This is a genomic window from Micromonospora krabiensis, from assembly GCF_900091425.1.
Classification (GTDB): domain Bacteria; phylum Actinomycetota; class Actinomycetes; order Mycobacteriales; family Micromonosporaceae; genus Micromonospora; species Micromonospora krabiensis.
The window spans coordinates 7,038,821-7,053,764 of record NZ_LT598496.1 but is presented as its reverse complement, the minus strand read 5'-3'; the positions used below and the strand labels follow the sequence as shown (position 1 = coordinate 7,053,764).

8 protein-coding genes, 1 tRNA gene and 1 pseudogene are annotated in these 14,944 nt (G+C 73.2%); 9 read left to right on the top strand and 1 reads right to left on the bottom strand.

Annotated elements, in window-relative coordinates; all coding sequences use genetic code 11:
• Nucleotides 1–95: 95 nt before the first annotated feature.
• Entirely contained in the window at nucleotides 96–1,802 is a 1,707-nt protein-coding gene (locus tag GA0070620_RS32400) for a recombinase family protein (RefSeq protein ID WP_091597654.1), read from the top strand.
• On the opposite strand, the gene GA0070620_RS32395 is transcribed toward GA0070620_RS32400, so the two are convergent.
• Nucleotides 1,784–1,867: transfer RNA gene (locus tag GA0070620_RS32395), tRNA-Leu, on the bottom strand. The two genes, GA0070620_RS32400 and GA0070620_RS32395, sit on opposite strands and share 19 nt — an antisense overlap.
• Before the next feature lie 220 nt (nucleotides 1,868–2,087).
• On the opposite strand from GA0070620_RS32395, the pseudogene GA0070620_RS33915 reads away from it, so the two are divergent.
• The 8 genes and pseudogenes from GA0070620_RS33915 to GA0070620_RS33905 form a co-directional block, all read left to right on the top strand.
• Nucleotides 2,088–2,309: pseudogene (locus GA0070620_RS33915) on the top strand (tetratricopeptide repeat protein); the annotation flags it as partial.
• A gap of 1,572 nt (nucleotides 2,310–3,881) precedes the next feature.
• Entirely contained in the window at nucleotides 3,882–4,574 is a 693-nt protein-coding gene (locus GA0070620_RS34190) for a fibronectin type III domain-containing protein (protein WP_172836352.1), read from the top strand.
• A 153-nt stretch (nucleotides 4,575–4,727) separates the two neighbouring features.
• Nucleotides 4,728–7,361 (top strand): fibronectin type III domain-containing protein, encoded by a 2,634-nt coding sequence (locus GA0070620_RS32385; protein ID WP_091597651.1) that lies wholly within the window; start codon nucleotides 4,728–4,730, stop codon nucleotides 7,359–7,361.
• Between the two features lie 26 nt (nucleotides 7,362–7,387).
• A complete protein-coding gene (locus tag GA0070620_RS32380; protein WP_091597649.1) occupies nucleotides 7,388–8,383 on the top strand; it encodes an AAA family ATPase in 996 nt (331 codons plus the stop codon).
• 14 nt (nucleotides 8,384–8,397) lie between these two features.
• Complete coding sequence (locus tag GA0070620_RS32375) at nucleotides 8,398–9,681, top strand: DUF58 domain-containing protein (RefSeq protein WP_091597646.1); 1,284 nt, start codon at nucleotides 8,398–8,400, stop codon at nucleotides 9,679–9,681.
• Nucleotides 9,657–12,089, top strand: coding sequence for a transglutaminase domain-containing protein (locus tag GA0070620_RS32370; RefSeq protein WP_091597643.1), 2,433 nt, complete (start codon nucleotides 9,657–9,659; stop codon nucleotides 12,087–12,089). Before GA0070620_RS32375 ends, GA0070620_RS32370 begins: the two co-directional genes overlap by 25 nt.
• Before the next feature lie 180 nt (nucleotides 12,090–12,269).
• A complete protein-coding gene (locus GA0070620_RS32365) occupies nucleotides 12,270–14,096 on the top strand; it encodes a glycoside hydrolase family 15 protein (protein ID WP_091597640.1) in 1,827 nt (608 codons plus the stop codon).
• Nucleotides 14,097–14,643: 547 nt separating this feature from the next.
• Nucleotides 14,644–14,787: a hypothetical protein gene (locus GA0070620_RS33905; RefSeq protein WP_231922045.1), complete on the top strand. Its 144-nt coding sequence runs from the start codon at nucleotides 14,644–14,646 to the stop codon at nucleotides 14,785–14,787.
• Nucleotides 14,788–14,944 lie beyond the last annotated feature (157 nt).

The following is a 14,944-nucleotide window of genomic DNA, read 5'->3' as shown; positions in this document are numbered from 1 at the left end:
TCGATGCACCAGCTACCAAGGCGCTGCTTCGGCTACTACTCGAAGTCCGCGACCGGCGCAGAAAAGCGAAGAACGCCCGACACAATGGAGCCTGAATGAACACACACCAACTCCTCGGAAGCTCGTGTTACGCGCATTGCTTTGCCTTCTACGGACGAGTCTCCACCGAGGACAATCAAGATCCGGAGTCTTCGTACAACTGGCAATTCATGCTCGCCGAGAACCTCGTCAAGCCCGTGGGGGTAAGGATAGTCGCCAGCTTCTTCGATGTTGGGGACAGCCGCTCGATTCCCTGGCCTCGGCGGCCCAACGCAACTCGGCTCCTGGCAGCCCTGCGAGACCCTAACCGAGGCTTTGACAACGTGGTCATCGGAGAGCCCCATCGCGCCTTCTACGGCAATCAGTACGGGCTGACCGTTCCGATCTTCGCCCACTTCGGCGTCAAGCTCTGGGTTCCCGAGGTGGGTGGCCCTATCGATCCGGACAACGAGGCCCATGACCTCGTCATGTCGGTCTTCGGCGGCATGAGCAAGGGTGAGCGGACCCGCGTGAAGGTGCGGGTCCGCAGCGCCATGGCCACCCAGGCACACATACAGGGCCGCTACCTCGGTGGACGACCGCCCTACGGCTACATGCTCAAAGACCTTGGCCCGCATCCGAATCCGCAGAAGGCCGCCGACGGCAAACGCCTGCACGGCCTCACCCCGGACCCGCAGACCGCCCCCGTCGTGCAGCGCATCTACCGCGACTTCCTCAACGGCAACGGGATCTTCGCTATCGCGGAAGCCTTGACCAGCGAGGGCATCCTCTCCCCCTCGGCCTACGACCACCAACGCAACCCTCACCGCGACGGTCGCGCCTGGGCGAAAAGCGCCGTCCGCGTGATCCTCACCAATCCCCGCTACACCGGCAGGCAGGTCTGGAACAAGCAGCGCACCGACGAAGTACTGGTCGACGTGGACGACGTCGCGCTGGGGCACATGCCCGTTATGCGGTGGAACCCACGAGACAAGTGGATCACCTCGCAGGAGGTCGTACACGAACCTCTCATCAGCGAAGAGGTCTTCAACGCCGCTCGCGACCTGCTCGGATCGCGGGCGCACAAGCCCGCCGCGCATAAGCCGCACCGCACACGACACCCGTACGTCTTCAAAAGCCTCATCTACTGCTCCGTGTGCGAACGCCGCATGCAGGGCCAGCACTCCCACGACGTGGCCTACTACCGGTGCCGCTACCCATCCGACTACGCCCTGGCCAACCGCGTCGACCACCCCAAAAACGTGATCATGCGCGAAGACCTGGCGACCCGGCCTATCGACCAATGGATCGCCTCAGTCTTCGACCCATCACAGCGCGATCAGACGATCGAGCAGCTGGCTCACCAGCTCAGCCCGCAGGTCCAGCCGGCGGCACCGCCGCGGGCGGGTCGCGACATCACCGCCGAGTTCGACAAGAAGATCGCTCGCTACAAGCAGGCCCTCGACGAGGGAGCCAGCCCGACCGTCGTAGCGGCATGGATCGCCGAGGCTGAACAGCAGCGGGACGCTGCGCTGGCGAGCCGTCCCGCTGCGCCCAGGAACGATGGAATCGACTCGATGACCGCCGAGGACATCGCCGCGCTGGTCACCGAACTGGGCGACATCGCTGCGGCGCTGGAGGAAGCCGAACCTGAGCACAAGCTCGACCTCTACCGCAGCCTGCGGCTGAGGCTGACCTACTCCGCAGAAACACAAACGGTGCACGCCGCGATTGATCTTGGCGAGCACCGTTGGGATTTGGTTCGTGTCCGAGGGGGGACTTGAACCCCCACGCCCTATACGGGCACTAGCACCTCAAGCTAGCGCGTCTGCCATTCCGCCACCCGGACTGGGTGTGTTCAGCCTACCTCGCCGGCTCCGGTGATCTCCACACCGTGAGCCGGCCCGGCGGGCCGCACGGGGAGTTACTGTACACGCCCGAGGTGGATCATGCACATCGCGCTCCCCCGCCCCAGCGGCCCCGCTCGTTCCGCTGGTCAGACCGGACGTACCGCCCATCGAGGCGGGTCCGGGTAGCGTTCGCCGGGGTCCACCCGGCAGCATGACCACGTGTCCCACCCCTCCCCTCTGGCCGCCGCCGCGCACCGGGCACTGGCACTGCGCGACGCGGGCGATCTGAGCGCTGCCCGTGAGCTGCTGGCCGAGGCCGTCGGGGCAGCCCGCCGGACGTACGGCGAGGACCACCCGGATGTTCTTAACACCGCCCACCTGCTGTCCCGGTTCCACCGGGAGGCCGACGACCCGATGGCCGCCCGCCGGGTGCTGGAGGAGGCGTACGCGGCCGGGGAGCGCCGCTGGGACCCGTCCGACCCGCTGATGCTGGCCATCTCCTACGACCTCGCCGGTGTCGCCGAGGAACTCGGCAACCGGCACGAGGCCCGCCGCAACTACGCCCGGGTCGCCAACGCCGGCCCCGCCGTGCTCGGCGAGGACCATCCGGCGGTACGCACCGCGCGCCGCTATCTCGGCCACCCCGACCCGGTGCCCGCGCCTGCCGCCGCCGGTCCCGTCGCACCGGACCAGGGGGCGATGGCGGCGCTGTCCGGACCGACGATGGCGTTCGCGACGTTGCCGCCGACCCGTCGACCGACCCGACCGACGCCGCCGCCCGTCGCGGCCCCGTCCGGGCTCTCACCCGCGGCACCGTCCGGCCCGTCATCTCTCGCTTCCCCTGCGCCCGCACCCGCGGCGGCGCCCCGACCTGCACCTGTGGCTCCCCCCACGCCCGTTCCTGCGACGTCGCCCGGGCCGGCGCCCATGGCTCCGCCCGGGCAGCCGCCTTCGGCTCGCTCCGTGCCCGCACCTATGACGTCGTCCAACCCGTCGGCCGGGCACCCAGGGCACCCCGCGCGCCCGCCTGGGTCGCCCGTGTCGGCCTGGGCCGGGGCGCCCGGCGCTGCCGCGCCGGTCTCCTCGCCGCCGGCATCGCCCTGGGCTCCGCCGCAGCCTCCCGCGTCCTGGACGGCCGACCCGGCGACGACTACCGCCCCGCCGCAGCCGTCAGCGCCCGCCGCGACGACTCCGCCTGCTCGCCCGGCTGCGCCACCCGCGTCGCCTACGTCTCCTGCTTCGCGGGCGCCTGGTCCCCCGGCACCTTCTCCGGTGCCGCAGACGCCCGGCTGGGACAACCCGACGGTGCAGGTCCAGCAGATCGGGCCGCTGCTGGAGGAGGAGATCGCGCGGGCCAGAGCAGGCGCCCCAGACCATGCAGGGGCGGCCGGCGGACAGCCGGCGCCGGTGTCGCCGTACCCGACGCAGCAGTTCAGTGCCCCACCCGCACCTCCGACGCCAGTGTCGGCGCCGCCCGGTCAGCCCGGGTACGGCCCAGCTCAGCCAGTGTCGGCCCCGCCGGGCCAGCCTGGGTACGGCCCGGTCGAGCTGCAGCCGGTCTCGGCGCCGCCGATCAGCGCGCCGCCCGGCTACTTCCCGCCGGTCAGCGGACCGCCCGGGCAGCCGGTGAGCGGCCCGCCGGGCTACCCGCAGCAGGTGAGCGCTCCGCCGGTGAGCGCACCGCCGTGGGGTATGACCGCCCCGGCGTGGGCGGCCACGGCGCCGCCGCAGCCGCTGCCCACTTCGGACGCGGCCGAGGCCGAGCCAGCTGAGGACGTTTCGCTCGACGCGGACGATTTGGACCAGGGGCTGGTCTCTTGGCCCGATCAGCCCGCGACGGATACGCCCGGGCGCGAAACGTTCGACGAGCGCGGCAGGTCCGAGCCGGTGACGCCCGGGTACGTCGCTGCTGGCGTGACGTCCGTTGGCGGGGCAGCGCCCGGCACGGTCGCCCCGGTCCCGTCGGCGCACCCGAACACCGCGGCACCCGTCGCCCATCCCGCGTCGAACACGATGACGCAGGCCCCGAAAGCTCCAGCGAACCCGAACCCACCGCTCGCCGAGGGACACCGCCACACCAACGCCGGTCAGTCCCACCCGGCCCCGGCCCACTACGACACCGTCCCGAGCCAGCCGCACCCCGCCGCGGCGCAGGCGGTCACGTATCCGCCGGTGGAGCCGTACCGGCCGCCCGCCCCGTCCGCCTACCCGGGGCAGATGGCGCCGTCGTCCGCGTACTCCGTGATGGAGGAGCCGGCGTCGCGCGGCCGGAGCCGGGCGGCGGTGGCCGTGGCGGTGACGGCGATCGGGGTGGCGGTCGCGGCGGTGGCCGGGGTTGGTGCGCTGGTGTTGAGTCGCGACGGTACGCCGGTGGCGGGTCCGGGGTCGTCGCCGGTGCCGGCGGGTCCGAGGGCGAGCGGCCCGCCACCGGGTGATCTGGAGCTGCGGGACGACTCGGCGACGATCACGCTGTCGTGGACGGATCCGTCGGGTGGGACGGTGCCGTTCATGGTGGCCGGTGGGCGGACGGGTAAGGCGCTGGGTGTGATGGCCACGGTGGATCCGGGGCAGACGAGTTACACGGTGAACGGGTTGAGCGCCCGGGTGGACTACTGCTTCACGGTGTTGGCGGTGTGGTCGACGGACACGTTCGCCACCTCCGGGCAGGTGTGCACCGATCGTGAGCGGCGCACTCCGTCGGGGTGACCTGCGCGTCCATCGCGGACACGCTGGGTGTCCACAGGCGGACGGTACGGGTTCCCCCCGCGCGGGGCGGGCCCCTATGATGGCACCCGGCTCAGGGGAGGGGTCGCCGGCAGGGCGCGCCACCTGCCACGACGACACGGGAGGCAGCCGGTTGTGGCCACCATCGACGATGCCGTGAGCACCGGGCCCGACAATCCTCGTCCCCGTTCGCGGCGGTTGCGGGGTGGGCTGGTCACGATCGGCACGGTGGCGGCGCTGCTCGCCGCGATGGGTCTGACCGTGTTGGGCCTGGGCGCGGCGGACAACGCGGTGGCCAGCTACGACGCGAGTTCGTGGCTGTGGAGCGCGGCGCGCAGCGAGTTGGCCCGGGTCAACGGGGTCACCGCGCGGGTGGACACCCGCACGGAGGTGCCGGGCGCGCGTCGGCACCCGATGCAGGTCACCCAGACCGACCGGCTGCTGGTGCTGCGGGACCTGAACACCGGTCAGGTCAGCTCCCTGGACCTGGCGACGTTGCAGATCACCGCGACCACGCGGACCACGCCCGGGCTGGGGGTGAACGTGGCGTTGCACGAGGACGCGGCGTTCGTGGTCGACGCGGTGCAGGGTGTGGTGCGCCAGCTCGACCCGCGGTCGCTGTCGCCGGTGGGTGAGCCGATCCGCTACCCCCCGGGCATCACCGGCGGGTCGTTCGACGGCACCGGCCGTCTGTGGATCGCGGTGCCCAGCGAGGGCACCGTCTCGGCGATCACCGCCGGGGCGCTGCCGGCCAAGCCCGCGTCGCCGGGCGCCGCGGGTGGGTTGAGCCCGAAGCAGGTGGAGACGTACGACGTCGCGGAGCCCAGCCACGAGCTGGTGGTGTCCACGCTGGATGACGGGGTGGCGGTGCTGGACCGCACGGCTGGTGCGCTGGTGACGGTGCAGCAGGGCACGGTGCGCCCGACGAAGCTGACGATGGCCTCACCGGGTGCGCTTCCGGCGCGTACGAGCGGGCCGAAGGTGCCGGTGACGCTGCCCGGTGAGCGGCGGGTGCTGGTGGTCGGTGAGGCCGGCGGTGAGGAGCGCGCGTTCGCGGTGCCGGGCACCGGTGACCGGTTGAGCCCGGCGGTGGCGTGGGCGGGCCGGTTCTACTGCGCCGACGAGGCCACCGGAACTCTCTACGCGTTCGACGCCGACGGGAAGCTCGTCGACACGGTCAAGGGGAAGGCGACCGGGCCGCTGGAGCTGGAGGTGCGGGAGAACCACCTGTTCATCAACGCCCCGGACTCGTCGACCGCGCGGGTGGTGGACGACAAGCACCAGGTGCGTGAGGTGAACAAGTACGCCAACGACGTGCTCGGTGGCGACCCGCCGCCGGTGGCTCCGCCGCCACCCCCGCCGAAGAAGCCTCGGGTGGGGAAGCCGAGCGCGCCGCGCAGCGTGACGGCCGCGGCCGGCAACGCGCAGGCGCGGGTGAGCTGGCGGCCGGCGACCGCGAACGGCGCGGAGATCACCAAATATGTGGTGGAGGGCGCGGGTCAGAAGCGCGAGGTGGGCGCGAACCAGCGGGCCGTGGAGATCACGGGCCTGACCAATGGGGAGACGTACCGGTTCTCGGTGCACGCGGTCAACGCCAAGGGCGCGGGGCCGTCGCGGACCAGTAACCCGGTGACGCCGACGGCGGCGGTGCCGGACCCGCCGGCGAGCGTCACCGCGCAGGAGCGCCCCGACGGGACGGTGCTGGTGCGCTGGCCGGCCGCGAACGGGCAGGGCAACACCATTGCCAAGTACGCGGTGACGGCGACGTCGGCGGGCACGAACGCCCCGGTGGGCGAGTCGACGAAGACGGAGCTGGTGGTGCCGGCCGGTGAGCTGGAGTACGGCACCCAGTACGCGTTCACGGTGGTGTCGGTCAACGACAAGGGCGCCGGCTCCGCGGCCTCCCCGGTGAGCAACACGGTGGTGCCGTTCGCGGCGCCGGGTCGGCCGGGCGAGCTGCGGGCGAGCACGGTGGCCAACCAGCCGGGCACGGTGTCGGTGCAGTGGGCGCCGGCCGAACCGAACGGGCGCCCGGTCACCACGTACCAGGTCGAGGTGGGTGGGCGTACCAGCGAGGTGACCGACACCCGCACGACGCTGACCGGCCTGGGTAACGGGCAGAACGTGACCGTGAAGGTGAAGGCGGTCAACGAGGCCGGAGCCGGCCCGGAGGCCACCGCCACCGCCCGCACGGTCGCGGAACCCCGGGTGACGGTGACCGGGTCGTCGGCCACGGCGACCGCGGCGACGGTGACGTTCACCGTGGACGCCGGCGGCGGGCAGGCCACCTGCACGCTGACCACACCCGGTGAGCCGGCCAAGAGCGGCGCCTGCTCCAGCATCACGATGAGCGGGTTGACGCCGGGCACGGCGTACACGTTCACGGTGACCGCGAGCAACGCCGCCGGCAAGGGCAGCGTCACCCGCCCGCAGAGCACCGACGCGCTCTACGGCATCGCGACCTGCCACAACGGCGCCGAGGGCGAGACCGCCACCTATTGCGACAAGGATGTGAGCGGCCGCAACGGCAACGAGATCTTCTCGGTGACCCGCCAGGACAACAACCGGCAGGTCGGCTGGGCGAAGCCCGGCACCCGGCTCAAGGCGTACTGCAAGAAGTCCGGTGAAGAGGTCTACGCCTACATCTACAACAACGACAAGCGCAGCACCTGGTGGGTGCAGGTCGACTACGAGGGGAAGAACTACATTCCCTGGGCCTGGCTGAACCTGGAGGGCGGCGACAACATCAACGTCCTGCCCACCTGCTGAACCACCCAGGCAAGGAGCACCACCACGTGAACACCCACGAGCCGCTCACCCAGCCGGAGGTGCAGGGCTTCGCCGCCCTGGCCGCCCGACTGGCCGAGAACGTCAACTCGGTCGTGCTCGGCAAGCCGGAGGTCGTCCGGCTGGCGCTCACCGCGCTGTTCGCCCAGGGTCACGTGCTGCTGGAGGATGTGCCGGGCGTCGGGAAGACCACCCTCGCCCGGGCCATCGCCGCGACGGTGAAGGGCCAGTGGCGGCGCATCCAGTTCACCCCGGACCTGCTGCCGTCCGACGTGTCCGGGGTGACCATCTTCAACCAGGCCACCCGGGGGTTCGAGTTCCACCCGGGGCCGGTGTTCGCGAACATCGTCATCGCCGACGAGATCAACCGGGCCTCGCCGAAGACCCAGTCGGCGCTGCTGGAGGTGATGGAGGAGCGCACGGTCACCGTGGACGGTGTCCGCCACCCGGTGCCGCAGCCGTTCCTCGTGGTAGCCACGCAGAACCCGGTGGAGATGGACGGCACCTACCGGCTGCCGGAGGCGCAGCTCGACCGGTTCCTGGTGAAGCTGTCCGTCGGCTACCCCGACGAGGCCGTCGAGGTGGAGGTGCTGCGCGGCGCCACCGTCCGCTCCCCCGAGGCGCTGACCGCGGTCACCGACACCGCCACCGTCGGGGAGATGGTGAAGATGGCCCGCCGGGTGCACATCGCCGAACCGCTCTACGCGTACGCGGTGCGCCTGGCCGCCGCCACCCGCACCCACCAGCAGGTCCGCGTCGGCGTCAGCCCCCGCGGGGTGATCGCGCTGACCCGCGCCGCGTGCGCGTACGCGCTCATCGACGGGCGGGGCTGGATCATGCCGGAGGACCTCAGGGCCCTCGCCGAGCCGGTCTTCGCGCACCGGCTGCTGCTCACCCCCGACGCGCAGGTGCGCGGGGTGACCGCCGCCGAGGTGCTGCGCCAGGCCGTCGCGTCGGTGCCGGTGCCGCTGCCGTCGGGGCAGCCCGCCCCGGTGCAGGGCTGACCGGCCGTACCGCCGTGGGGATCACCGCCCGGGGTGTCGGGCTGCTCGCCGCCGCCGTGCTGCTGCTCGGCGTCGGTTTCCGCTACGCGTACCCGGAGTTGGCGCTGCTCGGCGCGGCGGCGGCCACCGCCGTCGGCTACGCCGCCGTGGTCGCGGCCTGGCGGCCCCGCCTGGCCGTCACCCGGCACGCCGACCCGGACCGCGTCGGCCGCGGCGAGCCGGCCAGCATGACCCTGACCGTGCGCAACACCGCCCGGCTGCGGGCGGCGAACCTGCTCGCCGAGGACCGCTGCGCCGACAAGGCGGTGCCGGTGCCCCTGCTGCGGCTGCGTCCGGGCACCGACACCACCGTCCGCTACGACGTGCCGACCCGCCGCCGGGGCGTGGTGCGCGTCGGGCCGCTGCGGGTGACCCGCCGCGACCCGCTGGGCCTGGTGTCGGCCTCGCGCTCCTACGGGGCGACCGTGCCGGTGTGGGTGTATCCGCGCGTGCACCCCATGGCCGCGGTGCCGACCGGCGCGGGGCGCAGCCTGGACGGGCGGGTCGACGCGGTGGCGCACGGGTCGATCACCTTCGACTCGCTACGGGAGTACGTGGTCGGCGACGAACTGCGCCGGGTGCACTGGCGCACCAGCGCCCGGGTGGGTGAGCTGATGGTGCGGGAGAACGTGGACACCAGCCTGCCCCGGATCGTGGTGCTGCTCGACAACCGGGCCACCGCGCATCCCGACCGGCGCAACGGGGTGGCCGTGTCGTTCGAGTCAGCGTGCGAGGCGGCCGCGTCGGTGCTGACCGCCGCGCACCGGGCGGACCTGCCGGCGCACCTGCTGATGACCGTCCCCGACACCCTGGGCGCGAACACTAACGACGACGGCGACTCCGCCCCGGCCGGGCGGGGCGCGGCGGCGCGCACGTGGGCGGTGCTGCGCGTCCGGTGGCGGGCCGACACCGAGGACACCGTCGGGACGGAGACCAGCAGTCCCGGCGGGCCGCTGGACCGGCTCGCCGCCGTGGACCTCGTCGCCGTCGCACCGGCCGGTGACGAGGACCCGCTGCGGGCGGCGGCGGCCCGGCTGCGCCGCGACCGGCTCGGCGACACCCTCGTCGTGCTCACCGGCCCCGGCGGGCGCGGCGACCTCGGACACGTGGGCGCGCTGCGCGGCGCGTACCCGTCGGTGGTGGTCGGGGTGTTCGGCGCGACCGAACCGACGCCGCCGGGCACCGCGGGCCTAGTGGTCATCGACGCCGCCGACGGCGCGGAGTTCGCCGCCGAGTGGGACGGGGTCCGCCGGTGGTGACCGTCCGCGACGCCCGCCCCGCCCCGGTGGACGACGTCGCCCCCGACTCGGGTGGCCGCCCCGGCCCGGTCGCCGCCGTGCTGCGGGCCCTGCCGGTGCCCCTCGCGCTGGTCACGATGACCGCGCTGGCCGGGGTGGTGCTCGGCCGTGTCTACGCCGGGCCGCTGCTGCCGCAACTGGTGGCCTGCGCGGCCGCCGGGTCGGTGCTGGTCAGCGTCGCCGCCCGACGGCTGCCGTCCTGGCTGGTCGCACCCCTGTCGGTGCTGGCCATGGCCGGCTACACCGCCTGGTCGCTGCGGGTCGCGGCCACCCACGCCGACCTGCCCGGCAGCCTCGCCGAGGTGGCCGGGGACGCCGCCCGCAACGGCATCCCCCGCCTGCTCACCGCGATGATCCCCGTCGAGCCGGCCCCCGACACCGTGCTCGTGCCGCTGGTCGCCGCCTGGCTGGCCGGGCTGGCCGGCACCGAGGTCGCGGTCCGCGCCGGCCGGGTCCTCGCCGGCTACCTACCCCCCGCGCTGCTGTACGCGGGCGCCCTCTACGTCGTCGGCCCCAACGCCGGACCCGCACTCTGGCCCACGGTCCTGTTCGTCGCGGCCGCGGCGCTCGGCCTGGCCGCCTCCAACCGGCCCGCCCGCAGCGGCGGCGACCCGGTCGCCGGGCTGGCCCCCCGCGTCCGGGTCGCGGTGCGCGCCCGCCTCGCCGCCGGCGCGACGGTCGGCGTCGCCGTCGTGGTCGCCCTGGTGGCACTGCTCGGGCCGGCGATCGTCGGACGGGTCGACGGGCGGCCGGTGGACCCCCGCCGCTACGTCGAGCCCCCGCAGGTGGAGACCCTCGACGAGAACCCGCTGATCCGCATCTCCGGTTGGGCGCTGCACCCCGAACAGCAGCTCCTGGACGTGACGACGCGACGCGAGGGCGCCGTCCCGGCCGCGTCCGCCGGCCCGCCAGCGGGGCCGTCGGGTGACCCTGCCGACGAACCGACCGGCGGCGACGGTGAACCGGCAGACCCGGCCGGCGGGAGCACGGTGCGGATCCGGCTGGCGGTGCTCAGCGACTACGACGGCGTCACCTGGCGGGTAGGCGCCACCTACCGCAACGCCGGACGGATCCTGCCCGCCACCGACCCGGCCCGCGACAGCACCGTGGAGACCGTCCGGCAGGACATCACCGTCGCCGAACTGACCGGGCGGCTGCTGCCCGCCGTCGCCACCCCCCGCGAGGTCAGCGGCGCACGCGTCGCGTACGACCCGGCCACCGGAACCCTGATCCGACCCGAAGGACTCACCCCCGGCCTGCGCTACACGGTCACCTCGGCGCGGGAGAAGCCGGACACCAACCTCCTCGCCACCGCGAACGTGCCCGCCGGCGAGGCGGTGGCCCGGGTGCTGCGCGTCGCCGACGGGGCGCCCGAACCCCTGACCCGCCTCGCCGCCCAACTCGCCGAGGACAACGGCGCCCCGTACGCCCGCGCCGCCGCCATCGAACAGTTCCTCGCCGAGCACTACCGGGTCGTCGCCGACGCGCCCAGCGGCCACGCCTACCCGAACCTCAGCTTCTTCCTCTTCGGCCCCCGCAACGGCGGCGGGCAGCGCGGCACCTCCGAGCAGTTCGCCGCCGCGTTCGCGGTCCTGGGCAGGCTCACCGGGCTGCCCACCCGGGTGGTGGTCGGCTTCCGGTCCACCGGGGACGGTCCGGTGCGCGCCGGTGACGCCTACGCCTGGCCGGAAGTGCTCTTCGACGGCCTGGGCTGGGTGCCGTTCGACCCGATGCCCCGCCCCGACCAGGAGCCCCGCCCCGTGGAGGAGGACTTCCGGCCGAAGCCGGAGGACCCGCCCCCGTCGGAGGCCCCGGCGCCCACCCTGGAGCCGACCGCGTCCCCCGAGCCGGCGGCCGACGCCGCCGGACCGGACACCAACGGCGGCCTGTCGACGCCGGCGCTCCTCGGCGGCGGCACGGGTGGCCTGCTGTTACTGGTCGGGGCGGTGCTGCTGACCCTGCTGGCGATGCGCCGCTCGCTGACCCGCGCCCGCCTCGGGCGAGGTGACCCCGGCGAGCGCATCGCCGGCGCCTGGCGGGAGGTCACCGACGCGCTGCGCCTGGCCGGCCACCCGGTCGGCGACGACCTGGCCGCCACCGAGGTAGCCGCCCGCGCCCGCCGCGCCGTCACCCCGACCGACACCGCGGACGCTCCCCGGCGCGGCGACGTACCGCCCGACGCCGACGTCGACACCTTGGCCGGCCTGCTCAACCAGGTGGCGTTCGCCCCCGGCACGGCCAGCGCGGCGCAGGCCGACCAGGCCACCGGCATCGCCACCGGCTACGTCGACGCCCTGCGCGCCACCCGCCCCCGCTGGCGACGCCTGCTCTGGTCGATCCACCCCGGCCCGCTGCGCTGGCGGCGCTGATCCCACCCCCACCCGCGCCGGGCCACCCGGGGACGGCCGCGCCTACCGGCGGCCTGGCCGGTCAGCACGGCCCGGGCGCGAGGTGTTTCCGGCGTCGCAACGGGTAGTCGCCGCGGGCGGCAGCGCGAGCGCGCCAGCGGGTGGCCCCACGGTGGCCAGGCGAGGGCGAGGGGAGGCCCGGTGGACAGGTACCCGTCGATCGCGGGCCACGGCCTCATCGGCGACCTGCAGACCGCGGCGCTGATCAGCAAGGACGGCACGCTGGACTGGTTCTGCGCACCCCGCTTCGACTCGCCGAGCATCTTCGGCGGGCTCCTCGACCGCCGCCACGGCGGCCACTTCCAGATCTGCCCGGAGGGCACCGAGTACACGAGCACCCAGTTGTACGTGCCCGGCACCCCCATCCTGATCACCCGGTTCCTCAGCGAGGACGGCGTCGGCGAGGTCACCGACCTCATGCCCGTCGCCGGTGAACAGGCCACCGACCGCCACCGCATGCTGCGCCTGATCCGCGTCGTGCGCGGCACGATGCGTTTTCGCGTCGACTGCCAACCCCGGTTCAACTACGGCCGCGACACCCACGAACTCGAACAGCATCCGGACGGCAACGTCTTCCGCAGCGCCACCGCCACCCTCACCCTCAATCCGATCGGCACCATCGAGCGCGAGCCGGACAAGTACTACGAACGCACCCCGGAGCGCGTCCGCGTGATCGGCACCTTCCACGAGGGCGACGAGGGCGGCATCCTGCTGGAGACCGCCTCCACGGACCCGCCCCGCGTCATCAGCATCGACGAGGCGCGGGACATGGTCACCCGGACCCGAGACTTCTGGCGGCGCTGGCTCGACCGGTCCCACTACACCGGACGGTGGCGGGAGATGGTCGAGCGCTCCGCGATGACCCTCAAGCTGATGACGTACGCGCCGACCGGCGCGCTGATCGCCGCCCCCACCGCCTCGCTGCCGGAGCGCATCGGCGGGCAGCGCAACTGGGACTACCGCTACACCTGGGTCCGCGACGCGTCGTTCTCGGTGCACGCCCTGCTCGGCCTCGGCTTCGTCGACGAGGCGCAGCGCTACCTCCAGTGGCTCAACGACCGCATCCAGGACGCCCGTAACGGCACCGCGCCGCTGCAGGTCATGTACCGGGTCGACGGCTCACCGGAGATGACCGAGGAGCTGCTCGAACATTGGGAGGGCTACCGGGGGTCCGGACCGGTCCGGGTGGGCAACGGCGCCGCCCAACACCTGCAACTGGACATCTTCGGCGAGGCGTTGAACTCCGTCGACCTCGCCGACCGGTCCGGTCTGCAGACCTCCTACCAGGAATGGTTGCGGCTGAGCCGCGCGGTGGACTGGGTCTGCGAAAACTGGGACCAGCCGGAGGACGGGATCTGGGAGACCCGCGCCGGGCGGCAGGACTTCACCTACGGGCGGCTGATGAGCTGGGTGGCGCTCGACCGGGCGATCCGGATCGCCGTACGGCGGGGACGTCCCGGCAACATCGCCCGGTGGCGGACCAACCGCGACCTCATCTACCACCAGATCATGACGCGCGGATTTCATCCCGGGCGCCAGGCCTTCGTGCAGCACTACGCCTGCGACCACCTCGACGCGGCGCTGCTGGCCATGCCGTCGGTCGGGTTCATCGCGCCGACCGACCCGATGTGGCAGTCCACGCTGCGCGCCATCGACACCGACCTCGTCTCGGACAGCCTCGTCTACCGCTACGACCCGGCCGCCTCGCCGGACGGGGTGCCCGGACAGGAGGGCACCTTCAGCATGTGCACCTTCTGGTACGTCGAGGCCCTCGCGGAGTCCGGCCGGATCGACGAGGCCCGGCTGACGTTCGAGAAGATGCTCACCTACAGCAGCGAACTCGGCCTCTACTCCGAGGAGGTCGCCCGCACCGGCGAGCAGATCGGCAACTTCCCGCAGGCGTTCAGCCACCTGTCGTTGATCAGCACCGCCGTCAACCTCGACCGGCTGCTCAACGCCCAAGCCTGACCGCTCAGGACCGTCAAGGGCGCGGCGACTGCCGTAACCTCCAGTGCCACGGGCAGCGCGGCATGGACGCCGCCGCTCGCGCCGCCCATCGTGCGATGAGCATGCCGCGGGCACCGCGAATGACCGCACCCGCCACCTGCTCGGTGCCACGCTGCTGTCTACGACTCACTCAAATGCAGCTTCGTCGGGTGGTTTACTTCGCACCCACCAATCGAGGCGAGATCCCCCGCCAGCCGTTCGGAGACACTGCCACGCTGGGCAGATCCGAGGCGCGCGGTAGCGTGACCGGGTCCGGCTGTCGCAGGCTAACGATATGGCCAGCCCCTCGGCAGGGGTGAGAGCGGTGCGGCTGCCTATCTCAGGTGGCCGAGCAACTCAGCGGTGTCGATCCTCCCTGCGACGGTCAGCGCCACAGCGATGAAGGTAGCCGCCATTCCCGCCACGGCCGTCGCCGCCGACCCCGCCCACGCGGGCAGCCGGCGGCGAGGCCCCGACCGCGCACCCCGACCCCGACCCCGATCCTGCCGTTCTGCCGGGGACGCCGTCGATGGCCCGATACCTGACCGCCCCCGACACCGAGACCGAGATCCAGGCACTGGCCGCCGAAGCCGGCCTCCCTACTGTCGACCAAGCCGCCACACTCGCCCGCCTGCTCCGCCTGCATCAACCCGCACCGCCACGCGCCGCGTGACCTGCGCCCGCCCCGCCTGGGGCGGGCGCAGCCGAGGCCGCCAGTCCCAACTCTCGCGGGTAGGACATCGTCGACAGCGATAGAGCGCGAGAAGACCAACTGGCGGATGTCGCCCAGACGGAGATGTCACGCGGACCCGAGCACGTCTTCCGACTAG